This window comes from Flavobacterium kochi (assembly GCF_048286715.1).
Lineage (GTDB): Bacteria > Bacteroidota > Bacteroidia > Flavobacteriales > Flavobacteriaceae > Flavobacterium.
Genome location: NZ_JBLVPW010000010.1, coordinates 1 through 22123 on the forward strand (window position 1 = coordinate 1; position 22123 = coordinate 22123).

The following is a 22123-nucleotide window of genomic DNA, read 5'->3' on the forward strand; positions in this document are numbered from 1 at the left end:
TATATATTAAATTTAATCCCCCAAAAGGAGTGACATTCTTCGAAGATGTTATAACTTTGTCCATAGTCGCATTTTGAATTTTCGCAAATACAATTTACACCTTTTTGGTGAGACTATGACTGCCCTAAAGCTTGATTTATCAACACTTTGGGGCTTTTTATTTTATTCAGTTGCGACTACTGGGAGCAATTAAAAAATGCTTTTGAAATATATAAAACAAGAGAGTTAACAGTATTGGAAAATCAAGGTGTTATTCAGGCATTTGAAGTTACACAGGGACTTTCTTGGAAAGTGATGAAGGATTTTCTAGAATATCAAGGATATGATGAAATTTACGGAAGTAAAAATGCCGTTAGATTAGCCTTTAATGTTAAGATAATTAACAATGGTGAAATATGGATGGATATGATAAAATCACGAAATTTAATGTCTCATACATATGATGAAGATGAGATGCTAAAAATAATCAAAATAATTTTTGAGGATTATATTCAAGAATTTGAAAATTTTAAAGTAACAATGTTAGCTATATAAATGTTTGGAATTACTCAAAATATAATAAACGAATTGAATAATATTTTCTATAAATATGAAAATATTGAGAAAGTAATTATTTTTGGTTCACGAGCGAAAGGTAATTTTAGGGAAGGATCAGATATTGATTTGACTATAATTGGAGATATTGAAAGAAAAGATTTAATGAAAATTAAAGATGAAATAGACGATAGCTACATCCCTTATTTATTTGACATTTCAATTTATAATCAATTAACTTCTGAAAGTTTAAAAGACCATATCAACCGAGTAGGAAAAATTTTTTATAAAAGAATTTGAAATGGTTCAGGGTTAAATTAGAATTCGGCTGTCCTACAAAACGTAATCATATTGTTGGAGCAATTTGTAAATATCTTCAAAAAACTCAACTTTTCTATTTTTGTTTGCATCGGACAAAATGCTTCGTTTGGGAATATGACTCAACTGAAAATGTTCTGTTTTTCCAGACAATCCAAGCATTCCACCTGCAACTTCACGTAAAGAATTACACTTAACCAAACTACATAAATTATGCTAAACAAATGGTCTTTTATTTTTGAAACGTTTTACATATCTATCTGAATCATGCTTCTTAACAGCGTCTTTTATTATCGAATCATCTATTAAAGAAATCATCTATTAAAGAAATCAGCTGTCCGAAAACCGATTTAGTCGAAAAACACTTATTTTTGCTCATCTTTTTAATTTTGCAAAGCTAAAATCCGATATTTCTAGAGCCATTAATTTTATCGGACAATAATGAAAACAAATAATAAATTATAACAAATAAAAATATGTCAAGTAATTTCGGAAAAACCTGGTGGGGTCAGCAATGGCTTCAATCGTTGAGCAATATTGATTACGAAAACAGGTTGGATCGGGGAAAAAGTTATGCCAAGAAAGGTGCTGTTACCAAAATTATTTTTAAGACCAACAGAATAGAAGCCAAGGTTGCGGGAAGCAGACCGAAACCTTATAATGTGGACATTACTTTACCTCCGTTTTTCGAACCACAATTGGGGGAGTTTATCATTGCTTTGGCAAAGAAACCAACCATTATTTCTAAATTGTTAAACAGGGAACTCGACCCCGAAGTATTGACCATTGCCGAAAATTTGGGCTTGAAAGTATTTCCAAAACAATGGACTGATTTTAAGATGCAATGCAGTTGTCCTGATTGGGCGGTGCCTTGCAAACACTTGGCGGCAGTAGTGTATAAAGTAAGTGCCGAGATTGATAATAATCCGTTTTTGGTGTTTGAGTTACACCAAATGAATTTGATTGAAGAATTGAATAAATTGGGGATTTTTGTAAACGCCACGACGTCTGAAATCCCAAAGATTACCGATTTGTATTTTGATGCCAAAAAGAAAAAAACAGCTAACTACAATCCCGAAAATGCCTATAAGAAATTATCATTTTCTAAATTGTCTCCCATACACGAACCGTTAACGACCTTGCTAGCCGACTTTCCTGCGTTCTATCAAGGTGCTGGGAATTTTAAGGAAAAATACAGTTCTAAAATTGCCAGAACGGTAAAAGTAGCCCAAAAAGTAGTTCAAGGCAAAATATCGCTAGAGAATTTGTTTTTAAAAGCGAGTCTTCAAGATCAAAAAATAAATCCACACAGTCACAACAAAATCACGATAGATGAAACCTATCAATCGAAAATTTTTGTAAATGAAACCCAGTTTTCGTTTCTTTGTTTTTTACAACAAATAGCCCAAATTAATTCGTCTAAAACGCTAGATTACCAACCTTCCACGGCTTCGTTGCATACAATTCTGCATTTCTCGGTGCATCTTTTGGCAAATGGTGCGGTAATACCCCAAATTGTGCAATTGAAAAACAAGGAATTTGCAATACGTTGGTTGCCCGCAATGTTGAGCAAGGATGTTCGAAGTTTGGTCGAAAAATTAGAAGAAATTTTGCCGCCAGCCATTTTTCTTTGGGAAGAAAAAAAAGGGCAAAAAGCGATTAATAACAATCAAGCATTCAATTTACTGTCGTTGTTTCTGACCGAAATGATACACATTCTGGAGGATGTACCTAATCAAGACTTGTTTTTGAATTTGTTTTTTAGAAATGAAATTTACGGGTTTAAAAAACCTGGGGAAGATGCCTTGAGTGGTGGTATTTCGGCTTGGATTCAAAAATATTTCATTACCCAAGGCAATTACAAACCGCAAATTGTGGTCAGTGAACTAGCAAATGATGATTTTTTGATTACGCTAAAGATCAAAGACAATCAACAGCAGCCCGACGAAACACCTTATGGTTTACATGATATTTTAAATTTGAAAAAATTCAATAAAAACAGGTACGAAATCCTTCAAAGTCTTACCCAATTAAGTCCATTTATTGCAGGATTAGATGGATATATCAACAGTCAAGGTGCAGATAAGATGATTATGAACAATGCTGTTTTTACTCCTTTTTTGATGGAAATGATTCCGGCCATTCAGCTTTTGGATATTGATATTTTGTTACCAAAAGCCTTGCAGGAAATTTTGAAACCCAAATCGAGCCTTAAAATTAAACGGAAATCAGAAGGGAAATCGTTTATTAATCTCGGACAATTGTTCGATTTTGATTGGCAAATTGCCATTGGTGACAAGCTGATGAGCGAAGAAGAATTCAATAAATTGCTTAAAAAATCAGACGGATTACTTAAATATAAATCCAGATATATTTATGTAAATCAAAAAGAATTAGAAAAAATACACAAGCATTTTACATCAACCAAAGAACTTTCGGCTTTTGAAATGTTACGAGCGGCTTTGAGTGGCGAATACCAAGGAGCAATAATTGGCTTGACCGATGGAGTACGAGATTTGATTGCCGAACTGACTAATTTTTCCGAAATCGAATTGCCAAAAGGTATCAATGCCCAACTGCGTCCGTACCAACATCGTGGGTTTTCGTGGATGTATCGCAATGCCAAAATTGGTTTTGGGTCGGTCTTGGCGGATGACATGGGATTGGGGAAAACGTTGCAAGTCATTACCACTTTATTGAAATACAAAGAAGACGGATTACTCGAAATAGAAAAAGCTTTGGTGGTTGCTCCAACAGGACTTTTGACGAATTGGCAAACCGAAATTGAGAAATTTGCTCCAACTTTGAAAACAAAAATTTATCACGGGGGGAATCGGAAATTGGATAAGGACGATGATTTTGACGTGTTAATTTCTTCTTATGGAATTGTGCGTAGCGATGCCAAGGAGTTGAAAAAGAAAAAATGGCATTCGCTCGTAATTGATGAAGCACAAAACATCAAAAACACCAATACCGAGCAAACCAAAGCCATTAAGACCATTGGAGCCAATCATTTTATAGCTATGAGCGGAACGCCAGTAGAGAATAGATTGAGCGAGTTTTGGAGCATTATGGATTATAGCAATCGTGGTTTTTTGGGCAATCTCAAAGAGTTTAACGAAACCTACGGCAACCCGATTCAGCAGTTTAATGATGTAGAAGTTGCCGAAAATTTGAAGAAAATAACCGCTCCGTTTATGATGCGACGCTTGAAATCCGACAGAACTATTATATCTGATTTGCCTGATAAAATTGAGATGGATTGCTATACAACTTTAGCTAAAGAACAAGCCAGTTTGTATGAGCAAACCTTGCAAAAAGCAATGGTCGATATTGATAATTTGGAAGGCAATGACAGCAAATCACTATTTGTACGCCAAGGTTTGGTATTGCAAATGATATTGGCTCTGAAGCAAATTTGCAATCACCCCACGCAATACCTTAAAAACAATATTTTGGATGCGACTATCAGTGGCAAAATGGAATTGCTATTTGATAAATTGGACAGCATTATAGAAAGTGGCGAAAAAGTGTTGATTTTTACCCAATTTACCGAAATGGGAAAATTGTTAAAACATTTTATCACCGAACGATACAAAGAAGACCCGCTGTTTTATCACGGTGGTTGTAGCCTTAATCAACGCGCAGCAATGGTCGATGGTTTTCAAAACAATCGTGCTGACAAAGTGTTTATCCTTTCGCTGAAAGCCGCAGGAACAGGTTTGAATCTTACTGCGGCAAACCACGTCATTCATTTTGACCTTTGGTGGAATCCCGCCGTAGAAGCACAAGCCACGGATAGAGCCTATAGAATTGGACAAAAAAGTAACGTAATGGTGCATCGTTTCATCACCAAAAACACCTTTGAAGAGAAAATAAACGATATGATCCAAGCCAAAAAGGCACTCGCCGAAATGACTGTTTCCACAGGTGAGAATTGGATTGGGAATTTAAGTAATAAGGAGTTGAGGGAGCTGTTTGTGGTGAGCTGATTTATTTTGTAAGTTTGTATAGGAAAATAATTATGAATAATATTATAAAAAGTTTTAAGGTTGAAGGGGTTGTTTGGTACAAACGATGTTAATATCATATTTGATGAAATAAAAAAAATCTCATCGGTGAAAATGGATTAGGAAACTCAAAGACTTAATTTATTATATATGCACTTAAAAGAAACTTTCTAAGATTAAACGATTTTAATTTCGAAAAATTAGTTGTTATATTTGAGAAAGATGAAATAGAAATAAAAAAAGATGAAATTAAGAAATCGATAGATAAATTATATAAAGAGCCTGAAAATAAAGGAATTTATTAAAGAATTTTGATATGTCCAATTTGAGTCTTTAAGTAAAAAAAATAATTAAAATAAAAGCCTGTGAATTAGAAAGAATGCTTGAGGCTAATTCAAAGTTTAGAAAATATACGATTCACAGATTATTTAGATATTTTCAGGATTTTGAAAAATAGTTTATGTTTAATTCTCTTTTTAGGGAATTTGATTTTAACATTAAAAAAGAGGTAAGGGAATAAGGAATCATGTTTTTTTCCAACCTATCGAAGAGTTGAGGGAGATTTACAAAACTTAGGTTATAATGAAGATGAATTTTTGGAAGAAGAAACCACTTTAATTCGGAATAGATGATATTCAGCGAAAATTTACTCAGTTAGAAAATAAAATTGATTGATTATTGAAAGAAGGATTAACACAGTTTACTAAGGATGTTTTAAATATTGTTATTGATGGTAATGATTTTGAAAATAATGATCTTGAAAAAACAAGTGAAGAAGATATTAATTTGATATTTTCGAGAGTTGACACTTTACTTTCTGATATTCAAAAAGAGTCTATCAAGACTATTGTAATTGATAAAAAAAGTAAATAACCATTATCGATTCATTTGCTTAATAAGTTGGTTTAAAGTTATGAAAAGCAAAAGTCTTTGGATAAATTGATGAGAATTTTCAGAGATGTTTGGAATAAATACCTTGCGAATAAAGAAGTTTTAAATCTCAAAATTCAGGAATTTAATAATTATAATAGTTTAAAGTAAAATTTAAACATTCAGCATAAATGAAAGACGAAGAAGACGAAAATACAATTCCAGAAGGTCAGGAAGAAGATAATGCAACTGATGAAAATCAATCCGTAGAAAAATCTTCTGAAGGACAGCATTTTTACGATAATCAAGAAGACGAAAACGACACTATTACCAAAGTTACGGGAATGTATAAAGACTGGTTTTTGGATTATGCTTCCTATGTAATTCTGGAACGTGCGGTTCCTGCGATTGAAGATGGTTTTAAACCGGTACAACGCCGTATCATGCACTCTTTGAAAGAATTAGATGATGGCCGTTATAATAAAGTTGCCAATGTTGTAGGGCACACTATGCAGTATCACCCGCACGGAGATCAAAGTATTGGTGACGCGATGGTGCAAATCGGTCAAAAAGAATTATTGATTGATTGCCAGGGAAACTGGGGAAACATCCTAACGGGAGATGGTGCTGCGGCTTCTCGTTATATCGAAGCGCGTTTGTCTAAATTTGCGTTGGAGGTTATTTATAGTCCTAAAATTACCGATTGGGGCGTTTCTTACGATGGAAGACGAGCAGAGCCCAATAATCTTCCGGTGAAGTTTCCATTGCTTCTGGCACAGGGAGCAGAAGGTATTGCGGTTGGTCTTTCCACGAAAGTATTACCGCATAATTTCAATGAATTAATTGATTCTTCGATAAAAATATTGAAAGGGAAACCTTTTACACTATATCCTGATTTTATGACACAAGGTATTGCCGATGTGTCCAATTATAATGATGGATTGCGTGGCGGACGTATTCGCGTACGTGCTAAGATTGGTCAGTTAGACAAAAATACCTTAGTGATTACCCAAATTCCGTTTTCCACAAATACGACCACTTTGATTGACAGTATTTTGAAAGCGAATGAGAAAGGGAAAATCAAAATCAAGAAAATTGAGGACAATACCGCTGCTGAGGTTGAGATATTAATTCACCTTTTTCCCGGTGTTTCTCCGGACAAAACGATTGATGCATTGTTTGCTTTCACGGCTTGCGAAACTTCTGTGGCGCCATTAGGTTGTGTAATTGAAGACAACAAGCCGCTGTTTATCGGCGTTTCTGCGATGTTGAAAATTTCAACCAACAGAACCGTTCAACTGCTGAAAAGCGAACTCGAAATTCAGTTGAGTGAATTCGAGGAACAATGGCATTTTCTTTCTTTGGAACGTATTTTTATTGAGAATAAAATCTATCGTGACATTGAAGAAGAAACCACCAGAGAAGGCGTAATCAGGTCTGTTGATGATGGTTTGAAACCGCACATTCAACATTTGAAACGAGCAGTAACTGAAGAGGATATTCTGCGTTTACTGGACATCCGAATCATGCGTATTTCTAAATTTGACAGCAATAAAGCACAGGATAAAATCGAATCGCTGGAAGGTGATATCGAACAGGTAAAACACAATTTAGAACACCTGATTGATTTTGCAATTGCCTACTTTACCAAGTTAAAAGAGAAATATGGAAAAGGGAGAGAACGTCAAACAGAACTTCGTGTTTTTGATGATATCGAAGCCACCAAAGTTGTTTTAAGAAACACGAAACTGTATGTAAATAGAGAAGAGGGTTTTGTAGGAACGAGTTTGAAAAAAGACGAATACGTTACGGATTGTTCAGATATTGATGATGTAATTGTTTTTCTGCGAGATGGTAAAATGATGATTACCAAAGTGGACGCTAAAACCTTTGTGGGTAAAGATATTATTCACATTGCTATTTTTGACAAAAGCGACAAGCGGACCATTTACAATATGATTTACCGCGACGGAAAATCAGGTCCTTCTTATATAAAAAGATTTAATGTTTCTGGGGTAACCCGAGACAAAGCCTATGATTTAACCAATGAAACTGCAGGTTCTCAAGTAGTGTATTTTTCTTGTAATCCAAATGGAGAAGCGGAGGTTATTACCATAATATTACGCCAGGTTGGAAGTGTGAAAAAATTGAAATTCGATATTGATTTTGCCAGTTTAACCATAAAGGGACGTGCTTCGAAAGGAAATTTGGTAACCAAATATCCAATTAAGAAAATAGAATTGAAAGAGAAAGGAATTTCTACTTTATTGCCTCGAAAAGTTTGGTTTGACGATACCGTCCAAAGACTAAATGTGGATGGAAGAGGAGAGTTGTTGGGCGAATTCAGACCAAGTGATAAGATTCTTATAATATCACAATCTGGAAAAATAAAAGTAATTACGCCTGAATTATCGACTCATTTTGATGAAGATATGGTAGTTTTGGAAAAATGGGTTCCTAAAAAACCAATTTCAGCGATTTATTATGATGGTGAAAAACAGCGTTATTATATTAAACGTTTCCTGGTAGAAACGGAGAACAAAGAGGAAAGTTTTATTACAGAACATCCTAATTCAAATCTTGAAATTGTGTCGACGGATTATCGTCCCGTTGCCGAATTGGTTTTTGCGAAAGTAAAAGGAGTCCAAAAAGAAAATATGACCGTAGATATTGAGTCCTTTATCGCTTTAAAAGGCTTTAAAGCTTTGGGAAATCAATTAACAGCCGACAAGTTAAAACAAGTAAACCTTTTGGAATCTTTGCCTTACGAAGTTCCTGAGGAAATCATTCCGGAAGAATTAGAAGTAAAAGGAGAAACTGACGCTGATGATGTGGATATTCAACTGGAAGATGATGGTCAAATAACTTTATCTTTAGAATAAAAAAAAAAGTTCCTTTAGGAACTTTTTTTATGCGTTTTTACCATTTTTCAGGTGTTTTATTTGAACAACTGTTTTAAGGTAAGTGGCTTTTTTTCTCTCAATTTGTTTATAATTTTCAAAAAAACAATTGCAGTAATATAGGCGTCACCCATTGCCGTATGTCTGTCTTTTTTGGATATATCAAATTTATCAGCAAGCTCGTCCAAACTATAGTGATCCTTACGTTCCAATAAATGAGAAACCAGTAAGGTCTTTTTATAAAGCACCGCGGTGTCCAAAGTTTTGTTTTTTAATTCCGGCAATCCATTTCTCTCCAGTGCCCTGTTAATCATAGTAATGTCAAATGTAGTATGGTGAGCAATTATAATGGAGTCTCCTATGAAGGCCAAAAACTGTTGTAAGGCATCTAATTCAGTGGGACGGTCTATGACAAATTCCTTCAGAATTCCATGAATTTTTGCAGTTGCCTGATCATAATGTTCCTGTTGAATAAAAACTTCAAAACTATCATGAATTGGAATCGTATTGTTTTGCAGAATGATGGCCCCAATACAAAGTATTCTGTCATTGGTATAATCAAAACCCGTGGTCTCCGTATCCAATACAATAAAACGCGTAGTATCAATATCGTTCGATTGTTCGTCATCGGATGATTTTTCGGATTTGTTCCAAAATTTAAATAAAACAGCTTTACTTTTTTCAAAGAAGTTCATCATTATAATATGTTTGAAGCATTAAATCGGATAGTAATAAGTTCCTGAAGTTCCTTTATGGTTTTAAAAGTTCGCTTTAGTTTTATTTTTTCTAATTTGGATAGTGCTTCCAAGGCAATAAACTGACCGGAATCATGATGCAAAAGCCCTTGTTTGGTTCTGAATTTCAATAAGGCCTTGTACGAATAAGAACAGGCTAAATACAATTCTCTGTTGTGGGGTTCTAATTCTGCTAATTTTTCAAAACGTTCCGGGGTATTGCTAATGGATTTTACTGAATGGGAGAGAATCAATACTCTTGCGGCATCGGTCAATGGCATTAGAGCCCGTCTTTTTATGTCAAAAAAATCTTTGTGGGCACCATCCTGTTCTACGAGAAGTTGTCTGAAGAATCCTGTAGGAGAAGGGCTCTGCAATGCACCACTTACTAAATGAATATAAAATACAGGATTGGCTTTTATATTTTCAAAAATAAAATCGGACAGATTATTAACGAGTTCTCTATCCCCATAGGACAGACTGTAATCAAAAAATATGAAGGATAATAATACTTCGTTTTTTCCCGGATTGGTGATCCAATGGTAAACCAGGCTTTCCCATTCACCAAGGCTCAAGCACCATTTTGGATTGGAAGCCATCATTTCTGCCGGACAATAATCATAGCCGATGTCAAAAAGTCCTTTATTAACATGAGTAGCCAATTCTAAAAAATACGTCTTAGTCTCTTCTTTTAATTCTTCCGGGACATCCTCATAAACTAAGGCATTGTCTTGGTCAGTATGTAATAGCTGTTCACTCCTCCCTTGACTTCCCAATGCCAGCCATGCAAATTTTACAGGTGGAGGCGTTTTCATTTTCTTTAGAGCAATGGCGATCACTTGCTTTATACAGACATCGTTTAGTTCTGTTATTATTTTAGAAGTCAGTGTCATGGGGATATTTTGATCTAAATATCCTTGCAGCAATTGCATTATACTGGCTCGTATTGGCTTTATCTGTTTGGATTTTTTAGCTCTTTTGACCGCTTTTATCAAAACCGCAGGGTTATTACCAAGTTCCACCATAACATCATGTTTGGACAGGATTCCAACAGCTTTGGAATTGGCCGTGCCATCTTTTGTAAGACATAAATGGCTGATGTTGCTTTTCATCATTGCCATTTGCGCCAGCGTAATGGTCATTTTTTTTGGATATGTAATAACCGGAGAGGTCATTATCATGTCAGCAGTTGTGGTGATCGGAAATTCTCCTGTCACAATTTTGTTCCTTAAATCCTTATCTGTGATGATGCCAATGGGAAGCTTATCTTCTATAACGAGAATGGCACCCACATTTTTTTTTGTCATGATTTCAGCAATCTCTTTTGCTGTAGTTGAAGAATAACAGGTTATTAATTTTTTGGAGTATTTTACAGGCTGTATATCGAGTAGATTTTTATCAAGGTCCAAAGTTTCACTTCCTATTGTTTCGCCATATAGTTTTCCGCTATGACTTTTGGAATAGGGATTGCGCGTATTTGAGGCAAAGCTTTCTATTAAAAAATTTCCTACGGCTCTGTTTTCCAGTGCGTACGGTTTGAAGATGCTGATCGGAACGGCATAAAGGATACTTTCTTCATAGGTTCGGGCTTCCATCTGATAGTTCTCATTGGCGATAAGTGGCCTCAATCCAAAAATATCTCCTTCATCACACATGTCCAAAATATCGTTTTTCTGGCTATTTTTAAGTGTTACAGCGCCTTTATGAACCACATAAAAACAGTTGTGTGTTTCTTCATTTTCGGCAAATACTACGCTGTCTTTTTCTTTATAAATGATAGATATTTGTTCAGAAAGAGTTTCGATATCTTTTTGATGTAAAAAGTTAAAAGGAGGGAAGTTTTTTAAAAAGTCTGCAACTCTATGGGAGATAGTATTTTTCATGACGCTTATTTGCACCTAAGTTAATTTATAAAACAAATATATAAAAAGAAAAAAGACCAAATTGGAGTCTTTTTTGTATTTCGTTATTTTAGTAGGGCGGTATGTTTTCCAGAATAAAAAAAGCTCCTTAGGGGAGCTTTTTCATGAAAACATGTTTTTTGTTTACTTATTTTTCTTCATTTTCATATTTAGTACTTCAACTAATAAAGAGAAAGATATGGCAAAGTATAAATAGCCTTTTGGTACTGGTGTAACGTGGTTTCCAAAGATTAAAGCACCTGATAAATGAGCACTTTCAGTAAGTAACATAAACCCAATTAAAATCAAAAAAGATAATCCCAGAATTTGAATAGAGGGGTGTTTGTTGACAAAATTCCCAACAGGAACAGCAAATTGCATCATAATTAATACAGAAATGACCACAGCAGTAATCATAATATACATAGCACCTTCAACACCATTTGTCATACCTACCGCAGTAAGGATACTGTCAAAAGAGAATACTAAATCAATCATAATGATTTGTAAAAGTACATTTTGAAATGATTTCGTAGCTGCTTTGCTTAATTCTTTTTCTTCATGTCCTTTCTCATCTACTTTCTCCCGGATTTCATTCGTACTTTTATAGATCAAAAATAATCCTCCTGATAACAGAATGATACTTTGACCCGTAATATCAGCTGAAAACCAACTCAAATCGATATGAAACCAAGGTTCTTTCATTTGAATCAATAAATTAATTCCAAACAGCAGCCCAATTCTCATGAACATAGCAAGAAACATTCCCACTTTGGTGGCTTTTTTGCGTTGTTCAAAGGGTAATTTCCCAGTAGCAATCGATATGAAAATAATGTTGTCTATTCCCAATACAATTTCCAAAAAGGTCAATGTTAATAAGGCAATCCAGGCATCGGGATTTAAAAATACTTCCATTTTATTTAGTTATGATTTGTTAGTCTGAAATTATTAATCAGCGATCTTAGTAACAGTTCCTTTTTGTTTTGTGTCAACGCCAACCATTCCAAATTCAAAGGTATAGGAATTTTTTGATGTTGTCAAAATTTTCATGTCGATTGCCTTTTCTTCCGCCCTGCTTTTGGGATGTAATTTTTGCAAAATATACTCACAATCATTTACCCAACGAATCGCAGCGGTATCAGTTTTGCCTTCAAAAGTTTCAATTTCCAGGCTGTTATTTCGCTCGAAAATGGTTGTTTTTTTTACGCCATTGACTTCGTGTTCAAATTTGAATTTCCCCGTTTTGAAAGCTTTGCAATTGCGCTCCACATCATAACACGACAGTAGCAATAGTAGTGGGAGTAGCAGTATTATTTTTTTCATTTTTTAAGTTGAGTTTGTTTTTAATTTTGGAACTATTTACCTCGTCAGTTCGGTTCGTTTGCGGCCAGTTTTTCGCCACAGTGAAATAAGCAGGCTTAGTTATTAGTTTATTTTAATCGTTTTAATTCGTCATCAGTAAAATTCCTGATGCTTTTCTCTTGTGCAAATTTATCGGCATTGTAACTATTAGATTTATTTTTCGGAATAGACAAACTTTCCCAATGGCCATTCTTTAATTGTTTGGCGTAAAACACTATTTGTCCGACATGATAGGGATAATGTGCTAATTGCCTGTTGATGGCTTCGACCACCGTATGGCCTTCATTTCGGATATATAGTATTTGTGACAGTTGTTCTGGTTTCAATTTGTTTAGGGCATCGAACAAACAATCCCAGCCTTTGTCCCAAAAAACTAAAATAGCTTCTTTTGATTCTAAATCATTTTCAAATTCAGCATCGCGGTTGCGCCATTCTTTTTCTCCATCACTAATCAGGAAATCCGTCCAGCGAGAAAGCATATTTCCGGAAAGATGTTTTACAATCGTGGCAATGCTATTCGTGTCTTCATTTATAACGATAAAAAGTTGCTGTGGTTCGAGTTGTTCCATCGCTTTTTCTCCCAGTGTTTTATAATACAAAAACTGTTTTTTCACACTTTCAAGATAGGCAACACCTGTTTCCATAATTATAGGATTTTAATATCGTATTTGTCCAAAAGTCCAATGATTCCCTGCGTAGAAAATTTTGCTTTTTTCATGGGATTGAATTCAGGATCAATTTTAAAATTAGTGGCTTTTGAAAAATCAGCTGCGGCTAATTGGGTATTGTTAAAAACAGCACCCTCCAGATTACTGTTGTCAAAAATCGAATTCGTAAGATTGGCTCCAACAAAAGTTACCTCTCTCAACGAACAAGAATTGAATTTTGTCTTGGGCATCTTTTTATTGGCAAACGACGAATAATCCAAAACGCATTCCTGAAAATTGACGTTGAACAAGAAATCATCGCATTCCTCAAATTGAATGCCCAACAATTTACAGTTTTTAAATTGTACCCCTTTTAAGCTGGTTCCTGATAATTTGGTCATGGCCAGATTGCAATCTATAAATTCACAATCCATAAAGCTACTATAGGAGAAGTCACTATTTGATAGATCACAGTTTTTAAAAATGCAATCTTCAAATTCCCTGTTGTTTATTTTCTTGTCGGTATAAACGATTTTTTCAAATGTTTTTTGAACGTGAATTAGGTTTTCCATTAGTCGTTAAATAAGCTTTTCATAATTGTTTTTAATCCCAAAAACATCAGAAACATGGCTGCAAGACAAGCAACAATTCCTATTGCCAAAACTAAATAGTGCCACGCATTTTGCTGATTCATAAAGGCATTGTAAATCACTGCCGGACCAATAAAAAGAAGAGGTAAAGCACCCGCTAAATATTTGATTCCCTTAGACAATAGTTCTTTGTTGGTTGCCATTATTTTTATTTAAAGTTTTAAAAATTTTAAAAATTGTACTGTTTAAAGTTAATCGATATATTGAAAAAATTATTGTTCTCTATCCTGTTTTACTGCCCTTTAAAATAGTCAACTGCTTTTCTCACACTTCCATGTTTTTTCAATAGTTCGGCAGCTTGTTGGTAAGAGACGGGAATTTCTTCCATAATCATTTTCACGCCACGATCTACCAGTTTGCTATTAGACAGTTGCATATCGACCATTTTGTTGCCTTTCACTTTTCCAAGTTGAATCATGGTGGCGGTGCTAATCATATTCAGTACTAATTTCTGGGCTGTCCCGGCTTTCATACGGGAGCTTCCCGTTACAAATTCGGGTCCTACAACTACTTCGACGGCAAATTTTGCAGTTTGAGAAAGCGGACTCGCTGCGTTGCAGGAAATACTTCCGGTGCTGATATTGTTTTCGTTGCAAGCCTGCAATCCTCCAATTACATAAGGAGTTGTGCCTGAAGCTGCAATTCCTACTACTACATCATTTGCATTAACATCGAAAGCTTTCAAATCAATCCAGGCTTGAGTGGCGTTGTCTTCGGCATTTTCTACTGCTTTTCGGATTGCGGTGTCGCCACCAGCAATAATTCCGATTACTAAATCGAAAGGAACGCCAAATGTTGGCGGACATTCCGAAGCATCAAGGATTCCCAAACGTCCTGAAGTTCCCGCGCCAATGTAGAATAATCGTCCGCCTAATTTCATTTTGGAAACGATTTCAGTTACTAAACGTTCTATTTGTGGCAAGGCTTTTTCTACAGCAAGTGGAACGGTTTTGTCTTCCTGATTGATATTAGAAAGCAATTCGGAAACCGACATTTTTTCTAAATGTTCGTATTTTGAGGATTGTTCGGTAGTTTTAGTAAAAGTCATTTTTTTAGTTTCAAAGTTGCAAAAATTCAAAATTTAAATAAAGGAACAATTTATGAGCTGTTCTCGATTTTTTTGCGTGAGCAATTACAGCGGAAATACTTTATATTTTTCTTTATGAAATAAAAAAACAGCGAATACTCCGACCCTTGTGGTCCCACGTCCAAATTGTAAAATTATATAAAATATGCCAATGCAATTCCTAAAATTATCATCGAAACCTTGGCGATATTGAATTTGTGGCCTTCGCTGGTTTCAAAAATAATGGTAGATGAAATATGAAATAATATTCCTATTACAATGGCTGTAATTTCAGTATAATATACGTTTAAGATGGGCATATAATCAGACAAAAATGTTCCCAGCGGAGTCATAATTGCAAAAGTTACCATGAAGAAAAGAATGGCTTTTTTATCCAGACTTGCATTGATGAAAAAAGTGGTCAGAATAATGGCAATCGGCAAATGATGAATCGCAATTCCAATGGCTAAATCATGATGGTGACTTACGGGAAATCCTTCCAAAAAGGCATGTATACAAAGACTAATGAATAGTAACCACGGGATCTGGGTCATTATTTCATGTCCGTGAACGTGACCGTGTTCGGCACCTTTTGAAAAAAATTCCAATATGATTTGGAATAAGATTCCCAACATTATAAAAATTCCAATTTTAGGACTGGCGCTTTCGTACACTTCCGGTAGTAGGTGCATTACCGTTAAAGAAAGCAAAAAGGAACCGCTAAATGCCAATAAAAGCTTTAAGTTGGTTTTGTTTTTTGGTCTTAAAACCAAAGCGAAGATATATCCTATAAGTACGGAAAGTAAAGGTAAAAGATAATTCATATTATTTGTTGAATCGTTAATTACTGCGCGAATTCGCTAACGCATAGGTGTTGAGCCGTTTATTTGCTGAATGAGGTAATTTTTACATAGGGGTTAAACCAATTCACAAATAATCGAAGCACCTATTTGAAAATCATAATGAGTCGTTCACTATCTGTTTTATGGAATTTTTTCAATTTGTAATCGCCAAAAATATCCAACAAGTAAATTCCGGCTTCTTCCATTAATTCCTCAAAATCTTTAAGCGTCAAGGCTTTTACTTTTTCGGTAAAATGAAATTTTTGTCCTTTGTCTTCAAAGTCAATTTCTTTATAAATATGACCGTCTTTTAGATACCTTTTGATATGAAAATCGATTCCTTCGACTGTTTTTGTTTCTTCGGGAACCAATGTTTTCAAGACTAGGTCAACATTCATGAAGTCAATCACAGCAAAACCATATTCTGAAAGACTTTCTTTGATGGCTTTTAATGTGGTAAGATTGTCTTCGTCATTCTCGAAATAGCCAAAACTGGTAAATAAGTTGAAAATGGCATCAAATTTTTCTTCAAAGGGTTCACGCATATCGTGAACTTTGAAATGCAGTGTTTCATTGGTGTTTTTACTAGCTTCAGCAATGCTGTTTTCAGATAAGTCTGCACCAAGAACATTAAATCCCAATTGGTTCAAATAAATAGAATGACGGCCTTTGCCACAAGCTAAATCCAATACTTTTGCCTTTTCAGGAAGATTTAGGTAATGTGTAAGATTATCCATAAAAACCTGGGCTTCTCTATAATTTCGTTCTTTGTAAAGGATGTGATAATAGGGAGAGTCAAACCAAGAGGTATACCAGTTTTCAGTTGATTTTAGTTGATTTTCAGTTGGTGGATTTTGTGCTGCAGACATTTATTCTTTTTCAATTAATTCGATTCATGCAAATTTAGTGTATTTTTGCAACGAATACTTGATTTTACAATGGAAAATAATTATAAAATGGTTGCCAAAACCTTTTTTGGTTTTGAAGAAATATTAGCGAAAGAATTGCAAATGCTGGGCGCACAAAACGTAGAGCAAGGTGTGAGAATGGTGAGTTTTAAAGGAGATAAAGGGTTTATGTACAAAGCGAATTTGGCGTTGCGCACCGCTTTGAAAATCCTGAAACCTATTTATTTTTTCAAAGCAAACAATGAACAGGCCTTATACAAAGGTATTTCAGGAGTGAATTGGTCTAAATTACTGAATGCCAATCAGACTTTTGTGATTGATACAACAGTACATTCTGAATATTTTAACCACTCGGAATTTGTTTCCCAAAAATGTAAAGATGCAATTGTCGATCAGTTCAGAGAAAGAACAGGGCAAAGACCAAGTATTGATAAAGTGCATCCTGATTTGAGAATTAATATCCACATCGACAAAGATCAGGTTTCAGTGGCACTGGATACTTCCGGGAATTCATTGAACCAACGTGGGTATAGAACCGCAACCAATATTGCTCCTATAAACGAGGTATTGGCAGCAGGAATTCTTTTGCTTTCAGGTTGGGATGGTCAAGGTGATTTCTTGGATCCCATGTGTGGTTCCGGAACATTCTTAGCCGAAGCGGCCATGATCGCCTGTAATATTCCGGCAAACATCAACCGTAAAGAATTTGCATTCGAAAAATGGAATGATTGGGACAATGATTTGTTTGATAATATTTCCGACAGCTTACTGAAACGTGTTCGTGAATTTCATTACACCATAAAAGGCTATGATAAAGCGCCAAGTGCAGTTCAAAAAGCCAAAGACAATATCAAAAATGCCAATCTTGATGAGTACGTTACGGTTGAGGAACAGAACTTTTTTGATACCGAAAAAACATCAGAAGGGAAATTGCACATGGTTTTCAATCCACCTTATGACGAGCGTTTGGATATCCACATGGAAGAATTCTACAAAAGTATTGGGGATACCTTAAAGAAAAATTACCCGGGAACAAATGCCTGGCTTATCACAGCCAATCTTGAAGCCTTGAAATATGTCGGACTGAAACCTTCCAGAAAAATTAAACTTTTCAATGCTGGTTTAGAAGCGCGATTGGTAAAATATGAAATGTACGAAGGAAGCAAGAGAACCAAATTTCAGGTGTCAGAAAGTGGTGATCAGGATCAGATTTAAGATATTGGTCTGAAGATTTCTGACCAAACAAATTCATACTAACTCAAAAGCATAATTTATTATGACCAAATTACAAGTACGGGCATTTATTTTTCAACTTGGTTGTTTTGCAATATTATTTACGTCCTTCCGATACATAGTGGATCAATACACTAATTTAACAGGCTACTGGGTTCCATTGACCGCTTTTGCAGTAGGCACACTTTTATCCCCTAAATTTCAGGCAGTAAAAACGAAAGAAGGTGAGAAATTATTTATGAAATGGATTTTTATTAAAGGACTTCGGGTCATTGGATAATCTTAAAAATTTCGATATGTGAAGTACAGGGGTTAAGGTTTAATTCGTTTTACCCAAAAAAATAGCGCAAAGAGAACTGTTGTTTTCTTTGCGCTATTTTTTATTCTAAATCCCTATTATTTCTTCTCTACTTTTTTAGTAACGACTTTTGTCGTCTTTTTTTTGTAAAAAGGGATGAAGTAGGTTACCGTATAATTGAATCCTACCCCAAAAGTACCATTATAGGTTCTATTGAAACCCGGAATGTACAGATTGTCAAAATTGTCTGGTTTTTTATTGGTAATCAATGTGTTCAGGCGAAGGCTGAAACCCACAAATACATTATCAAAAACTTTAGCCTTTACTCCAGCCACGACTTCAATCCAACTGGCCGTTAATCCACTGTATTTAGTTCCTGATGCAATTGCCGGCAATTCACCAAAATAAGGGTTGGCATTGTAGATTTTATAATTGTTCAGTTGTTGACTAAAACTACTCAAACCGTATCGCATTCCGATTGAAATAATATTTTCCATATTCAGCCAGTTTTCATAGCCATTGTAATCAAAACCCGCTTTTAGGTAAGTCCCTTTTGCAGTGCTATTCAACCGGTCGTCTTCAGTTGTTTTATTTTCATTTCCAACTTCAGCTGCCAGGAAATATCTTTTTGTCAGACGATAGTCACCGACTAATTCTAAGCCTTTATAATTTTTATCATATAAAGCACGAGTCAATTTGTATAAATCGACACCTACACGAAAACCGTAACGATCCGTTTTTACAATGGTATCGTTCTTTATTTCTTGAGGGATTTTTTTAGTTATTGGTTTTTGGGCTTCTGGAATCACCTGATCCATTTTTTTTCTTTGGATGGTGTCGGTATCTTGTGCTTGTGCCAAAAATAGAGACAACATGAGGCAAAAACTAAAAAAATATTTTAATGTGTGTGTCATTTTCGTTATCTATATTACTTTTTTCAACCGAGATATATTGGATCCATTTTTCATCTGGAATCGCTGCGTCAGTATGCGTATAAGGATTTGAAGTGTTTAGTGTAAAAAGCGTCTTAAAACCACAGGCTCTTGAGACAAATACGTTATTTCTGATATAATCAAACTTTATAATGTCTTCGTTTACCAATGCTGGATTTGCATTTCCGGAATTTAAAATGAAAGTATAAGTGGTCGTATCCTCGTTCGTTTTCAATGGAATCGAAATTGTGCTTCCGTTGGTGAGGTATTTTGAATCCCCTGTTGCACTGGCATTAAAAATAATTCCATCGGTCATTCCACCACCAACTACTTTTAGATTTGTCACATTTTTCAAAACCGAAGGATTCAAGTAATCATAAAAACCAATTACCAAGCGTGGCGTTGTGGGGGTATTTGCATCGCAAATATCATCTTTCTCACAACTGGAGAATGATAGTGCTACTACGAATACCAATAAAATTATTTTTTTCATATTTTTTTAATGAAGATTTTTGATTGCAGTTTCATTAAAAGCTGCAATCAAAAATCGTTAATCTTCAATCAAAAACTAATTATCTTCTTTCCAAAAGTACTACATTTTCGACGTGATGCGTTTGAGGAAACATATCCACAGGACGTACACGACTTACTCTGTATTTCTCGTCCATTAAAGCCAAATCACGCGCCTGTGTAGCTGAATTACAACTTACATAGACCACTTTTTCAGGAGCAATTTTCATAATTTGTTCGATTACATCTTTGTGCATTCCGTCTCTTGGCGGATCGGTAATAATCACATCAGGATGCCCATGCTGAGCGATGAAACTATCGTTAAAAACAACTTTCATATCTCCCACAAAGAACTCGCAATTCGTAATTCCGTTGCGTTCTGCATTTAATTTGGCATCTTTAATCGCTTCAGGAACACTTTCCACACCAATTACTTTTTTTGCTTTTTTTGAAACAAACTGTGCAATAGTTCCCGTTCCGGTGTATAAATCATAAACGATTTCATTTCCAGTCAATCCGGCAAAATCTCGTGTTATTTTATACAATTCATACGCTTGGTCGGAATTGGTTTGGTAAAAAGATTTGGCATTAATGCTAAATTTTAAACCTTCCATTTCTTCCAAGATGTAATCTCTTCCTTTGTACAATTTAATATCAGTGTCGTATAAAGTGTCGTTGGCTTTATTATTCACCACGTATTGCAGCGAAGTAATTTGCGGAAATTTTTCGTAAATATGGTCTAAAAGTAGCTCCCTGTTGGCTTTGTCGTTTTCAAAAAACTGAATCAAAACCATGATCTCACCAGTCGAAGCGGTACGCAACATCAAAGTTCTAAGCAGTCCTTCGTGCGCTCTTGGATTAAAGAAAGTCAATCCATGCTCGTTAGCAAAGGCTCTCACTTCGTTTCTAATCGCATTTGATGGATCTTCCTGCAAATGGCATTTGTTGATGTCCAGGATTTTGTCCCACATTTTCGGAATGTGAAAACCGAGTGCATTTCTGTTCCCCAAATCTTCGGTGCTGTCAATTTCTTTTTCAGTCAGCCAACGGCTGTTTGAAAAAGAAAATTCCATTTTGTTTCTGTAAAAAAACTGTTTTTCTGAACCTAAAATTGGTTCAAATTCAGGAAGTTCTATTTTTCCGATGCGTTGCAAATGATTTTTCACCTCATTTTGCTTGTAATACAACTGCTGGCTGTATTTCATATTCTGCCATTTACAACCACCGCAAACACCGAAGTGCTCGCAAATAGGATCAACACGGTGGGCTGAATATTCATGAAAATGAACCGCTTTTCCTTCGTAATAGGCCTTGCGCTTCTTGAAAGTCTGCACATCAACCACATCGCCCGGAACCACATTGGGGATAAAAACTACTTTTCCGTCGGGAGCCTTTGCTACCGAAACACCTTTTGCACCAGCATCAAGGACTTTTATTTGATGAAAGACAACTTTGTCTGTATTTTTCTTTGCCATACCGCAAAAATAAGCGTTTGGATGGTTTTTTAAATTCAAATTGGGAAATATTTTTAATATGGGGTGTTTTTTATTGAGACTAATCCAGTTTTTCTCTTCAAATCCTCGTTCTGCAGTCAGCGGCACCCTAATGGAGCTGCTTCTGGTCACTCTTTAAGACAAGTGTTTCAAGGTTTTCGGAACCGCCAATAGCATTTTTTGGTTTTTAATATTGTGCTTGGTTGAAATAGCATTGCAATGGATAACTTATTGAGCCTTAATGTTTTATTTTTAATTAACTATTTAGTAAATTTGAATAACTAAAAAAATGATGCTATGTTTAGCTATATCATTTCACAGAGCCCTATAAGTTATTTAGGTGTTTTTATTTGGTTTCTTTTCCTGGACCAATTAACTCCCATTCCTGAAGAAGTAACCTTGTTGTCCATCGGCTATATTGCAGAACACCATTTAATTAATCCGTATTTTGCAGGTTTGGCCGCATTTATGGGGCTTACCATTATTGATAGTGTCTTTTATTGGCTGGCCTATTCAGGGAATAAATTGATCAATCGCTTTAAAAATAATATCAGTGAAAAGCTACAGGAAAAATATCTGAAAGGATTAAAAGAGCACAATGTTCGAACCATACTATTGTTGAGTTTTATTCCTAAGGTGCGATTTTTTAGTCCAATTTTTGCAGGAATGTTTCATGTGAGATGGCAAACCTTTTTTGTGGTCAATGGTATCGGAACCATTATTTTTATAATAGGCTATATCGCTGCCGGGATGTTATTTAACAAAAGTTTGGAATACCTTTTAAAAGAAGTGGAGCTACTGCGGCACTCCATTTTTATTGTGTTTATGATTCTCTTAACAATTGGTGTTTTTTTTAAGTTCACCCGTAAATTAATACGCAAAAATAAAGAAGTTTAAATCCTTTGGATAGATGCT

Annotated in this window: 22 protein-coding genes; 8 read left to right on the top strand and 14 right to left on the bottom strand. The window is 35.2% G+C overall.

What is annotated here, in order from left to right:
• The first annotated feature begins 147 nt into the window (after positions 1-147).
• A complete protein-coding gene (locus ACNQGH_RS10320; RefSeq protein WP_417955924.1) occupies positions 148-534 on the top strand; it encodes a nucleotidyltransferase substrate binding protein in 387 nt (128 codons plus the stop codon).
• Positions 535-834 carry a nucleotidyltransferase domain-containing protein gene (locus ACNQGH_RS10325; protein ID WP_417955925.1) on the top strand — a complete coding sequence of 100 codons (300 nt, stop codon included), beginning with the start codon at positions 535-537 and terminating at the stop codon, positions 832-834.
• Between the two features lie 33 nt (positions 835-867).
• On the opposite strand, the gene ACNQGH_RS10330 is transcribed toward ACNQGH_RS10325, so the two are convergent.
• Positions 868-1053, bottom strand: a complete 186-nt coding sequence (locus ACNQGH_RS10330; protein WP_417955926.1) for a hypothetical protein — start codon at positions 1051-1053, stop codon at positions 868-870.
• A 275-nt stretch (positions 1054-1328) separates the two neighbouring features.
• On the opposite strand from ACNQGH_RS10330, the gene ACNQGH_RS10335 reads away from it, so the two are divergent.
• From ACNQGH_RS10335 to ACNQGH_RS10345, 3 genes are all read left to right on the top strand, one after another.
• Complete coding sequence (locus ACNQGH_RS10335) at positions 1329-4844, top strand: SNF2-related protein (protein ID WP_417955927.1); 3516 nt, start codon at positions 1329-1331, stop codon at positions 4842-4844.
• Between the two features lie 696 nt (positions 4845-5540).
• Positions 5541-5735: a hypothetical protein gene (locus tag ACNQGH_RS10340; protein ID WP_417955928.1), complete on the top strand. Its 195-nt coding sequence runs from the start codon at positions 5541-5543 to the stop codon at positions 5733-5735.
• Positions 5736-5923: 188 nt separating this feature from the next.
• Positions 5924-8614: a DNA gyrase/topoisomerase IV subunit A gene (locus ACNQGH_RS10345; protein ID WP_417955929.1), complete on the top strand. Its 2691-nt coding sequence runs from the start codon at positions 5924-5926 to the stop codon at positions 8612-8614.
• A 56-nt stretch (positions 8615-8670) separates the two neighbouring features.
• Here ACNQGH_RS10345 and ACNQGH_RS10350 read toward each other — a convergent pair whose 3' ends face one another.
• From ACNQGH_RS10350 to ACNQGH_RS10395, 10 genes are all read right to left on the bottom strand, one after another.
• Positions 8671-9330 (bottom strand): 3'-5' exonuclease, encoded by a 660-nt coding sequence (locus ACNQGH_RS10350; RefSeq protein ID WP_417955930.1) that lies wholly within the window; start codon positions 9328-9330, stop codon positions 8671-8673.
• On the bottom strand, positions 9330-11249 hold the full coding sequence (locus tag ACNQGH_RS10355) for a DUF294 nucleotidyltransferase-like domain-containing protein (RefSeq protein ID WP_417955931.1): 1920 nt from the start codon (positions 11247-11249) through the stop codon (positions 9330-9332). The genes ACNQGH_RS10350 and ACNQGH_RS10355 overlap by 1 nt, the downstream gene beginning before the upstream one ends.
• A 162-nt stretch (positions 11250-11411) precedes the next feature.
• Positions 11412-12182: a TerC family protein gene (locus ACNQGH_RS10360; protein WP_417955932.1), complete on the bottom strand. Its 771-nt coding sequence runs from the start codon at positions 12180-12182 to the stop codon at positions 11412-11414.
• Between the two features lie 33 nt (positions 12183-12215).
• Entirely contained in the window at positions 12216-12590 is a 375-nt protein-coding gene (locus tag ACNQGH_RS10365; protein WP_417955933.1) for a DNA topoisomerase IV, read from the bottom strand.
• Between the two features lie 107 nt (positions 12591-12697).
• Positions 12698-13273 carry a DUF1572 family protein gene (locus ACNQGH_RS10370; RefSeq protein WP_417955934.1) on the bottom strand — a complete coding sequence of 192 codons (576 nt, stop codon included), beginning with the start codon at positions 13271-13273 and terminating at the stop codon, positions 12698-12700.
• 2 nt (positions 13274-13275) lie between these two features.
• A complete protein-coding gene (locus ACNQGH_RS10375) occupies positions 13276-13848 on the bottom strand; it encodes a pentapeptide repeat-containing protein (RefSeq protein ID WP_417955935.1) in 573 nt (190 codons plus the stop codon).
• A complete protein-coding gene (locus ACNQGH_RS10380; protein ID WP_417955936.1) occupies positions 13848-14069 on the bottom strand; it encodes a DUF6095 family protein in 222 nt (73 codons plus the stop codon). Before ACNQGH_RS10380 ends, ACNQGH_RS10375 begins: the two co-directional genes overlap by 1 nt.
• Before the next feature lie 89 nt (positions 14070-14158).
• Positions 14159-14974: an N-acetylmuramic acid 6-phosphate etherase gene (gene murQ / locus ACNQGH_RS10385; protein WP_417955937.1), complete on the bottom strand. Its 816-nt coding sequence runs from the start codon at positions 14972-14974 to the stop codon at positions 14159-14161.
• Between the two features lie 173 nt (positions 14975-15147).
• Positions 15148-15816 (bottom strand): ZIP family metal transporter, encoded by a 669-nt coding sequence (locus ACNQGH_RS10390; protein WP_417955938.1) that lies wholly within the window; start codon positions 15814-15816, stop codon positions 15148-15150.
• 122 nt (positions 15817-15938) lie between these two features.
• Positions 15939-16703 (bottom strand): class I SAM-dependent methyltransferase, encoded by a 765-nt coding sequence (locus ACNQGH_RS10395; RefSeq protein WP_417955939.1) that lies wholly within the window; start codon positions 16701-16703, stop codon positions 15939-15941.
• A 69-nt stretch (positions 16704-16772) separates the two neighbouring features.
• On the opposite strand from ACNQGH_RS10395, the gene ACNQGH_RS10400 reads away from it, so the two are divergent.
• Together ACNQGH_RS10400 and ACNQGH_RS10405 are read left to right on the top strand one after the other, a co-directional pair.
• Positions 16773-17957: a THUMP domain-containing class I SAM-dependent RNA methyltransferase gene (locus ACNQGH_RS10400; RefSeq protein WP_417956077.1), complete on the top strand. Its 1185-nt coding sequence runs from the start codon at positions 16773-16775 to the stop codon at positions 17955-17957.
• A gap of 61 nt (positions 17958-18018) precedes the next feature.
• Positions 18019-18255, top strand: a complete 237-nt coding sequence (locus tag ACNQGH_RS10405; RefSeq protein WP_417955940.1) for a hypothetical protein — start codon at positions 18019-18021, stop codon at positions 18253-18255.
• 116 nt (positions 18256-18371) lie between these two features.
• Here the strand turns inward: ACNQGH_RS10405 and ACNQGH_RS10410 are convergent, their stop codons facing one another.
• From ACNQGH_RS10410 to rlmD, 3 genes are all read right to left on the bottom strand, one after another.
• A complete protein-coding gene (locus ACNQGH_RS10410; RefSeq protein WP_417955941.1) occupies positions 18372-19187 on the bottom strand; it encodes a DUF6048 family protein in 816 nt (271 codons plus the stop codon).
• Positions 19159-19698: a DUF6452 family protein gene (locus ACNQGH_RS10415; protein ID WP_417955942.1), complete on the bottom strand. Its 540-nt coding sequence runs from the start codon at positions 19696-19698 to the stop codon at positions 19159-19161. The genes ACNQGH_RS10410 and ACNQGH_RS10415 overlap by 29 nt, the downstream gene beginning before the upstream one ends.
• 79 nt (positions 19699-19777) lie before the next feature.
• Complete coding sequence (gene rlmD / locus ACNQGH_RS10420) at positions 19778-21190, bottom strand: 23S rRNA (uracil(1939)-C(5))-methyltransferase RlmD (RefSeq protein ID WP_417955943.1); 1413 nt, start codon at positions 21188-21190, stop codon at positions 19778-19780.
• Between the two features lie 315 nt (positions 21191-21505).
• On the opposite strand from rlmD, the gene ACNQGH_RS10425 reads away from it, so the two are divergent.
• Positions 21506-22105: a DedA family protein gene (locus ACNQGH_RS10425; RefSeq protein WP_417955944.1), complete on the top strand. Its 600-nt coding sequence runs from the start codon at positions 21506-21508 to the stop codon at positions 22103-22105.
• The last annotated feature ends 18 nt before the right edge of the window (positions 22106-22123 follow it).

Bases quoted from the DNA above. Each gene is read 5' to 3' on its own strand.
- ACNQGH_RS10325 (WP_417955925.1), top strand. From the start codon at position 535: ATGTTTGGAATTACTCAAAATATAATAAACGAATTGAATAATATTTTC.
- ACNQGH_RS10335 (WP_417955927.1), top strand. From the start codon at position 1,329: ATGTCAAGTAATTTCGGAAAAACCTGGTGGGGTCAGCAATGGCTTCAA.
- ACNQGH_RS10345 (WP_417955929.1), top strand. From the start codon at position 5,924: ATGAAAGACGAAGAAGACGAAAATACAATTCCAGAAGGTCAGGAAGAA.
- ACNQGH_RS10350 (WP_417955930.1), bottom strand. From the start codon at position 9,330: ATGATGAACTTCTTTGAAAAAAGTAAAGCTGTTTTATTTAAATTTTGG.
- ACNQGH_RS10355 (WP_417955931.1), bottom strand. From the start codon at position 11,249: ATGAAAAATACTATCTCCCATAGAGTTGCAGACTTTTTAAAAAACTTC.
- ACNQGH_RS10360 (WP_417955932.1), bottom strand. From the start codon at position 12,182: ATGGAAGTATTTTTAAATCCCGATGCCTGGATTGCCTTATTAACATTG.
- ACNQGH_RS10365 (WP_417955933.1), bottom strand. From the start codon at position 12,590: ATGAAAAAAATAATACTGCTACTCCCACTACTATTGCTACTGTCGTGT.
- ACNQGH_RS10370 (WP_417955934.1), bottom strand. From the start codon at position 13,273: ATGGAAACAGGTGTTGCCTATCTTGAAAGTGTGAAAAAACAGTTTTTG.
- ACNQGH_RS10375 (WP_417955935.1), bottom strand. From the start codon at position 13,848: ATGGAAAACCTAATTCACGTTCAAAAAACATTTGAAAAAATCGTTTAT.
- ACNQGH_RS10380 (WP_417955936.1), bottom strand. From the start codon at position 14,069: ATGGCAACCAACAAAGAACTATTGTCTAAGGGAATCAAATATTTAGCG.
- murQ (WP_417955937.1), bottom strand. From the start codon at position 14,974: ATGACTTTTACTAAAACTACCGAACAATCCTCAAAATACGAACATTTA.
- ACNQGH_RS10390 (WP_417955938.1), bottom strand. From the start codon at position 15,816: ATGAATTATCTTTTACCTTTACTTTCCGTACTTATAGGATATATCTTC.
- ACNQGH_RS10395 (WP_417955939.1), bottom strand. From the start codon at position 16,703: ATGTCTGCAGCACAAAATCCACCAACTGAAAATCAACTAAAATCAACT.
- ACNQGH_RS10400 (WP_417956077.1), top strand. From the start codon at position 16,773: ATGGAAAATAATTATAAAATGGTTGCCAAAACCTTTTTTGGTTTTGAA.
- ACNQGH_RS10405 (WP_417955940.1), top strand. From the start codon at position 18,019: ATGACCAAATTACAAGTACGGGCATTTATTTTTCAACTTGGTTGTTTT.
- ACNQGH_RS10410 (WP_417955941.1), bottom strand. From the start codon at position 19,187: ATGACACACACATTAAAATATTTTTTTAGTTTTTGCCTCATGTTGTCT.
- ACNQGH_RS10415 (WP_417955942.1), bottom strand. From the start codon at position 19,698: ATGAAAAAAATAATTTTATTGGTATTCGTAGTAGCACTATCATTCTCC.
- rlmD (WP_417955943.1), bottom strand. From the start codon at position 21,190: ATGGCAAAGAAAAATACAGACAAAGTTGTCTTTCATCAAATAAAAGTC.
- ACNQGH_RS10425 (WP_417955944.1), top strand. From the start codon at position 21,506: ATGTTTAGCTATATCATTTCACAGAGCCCTATAAGTTATTTAGGTGTT.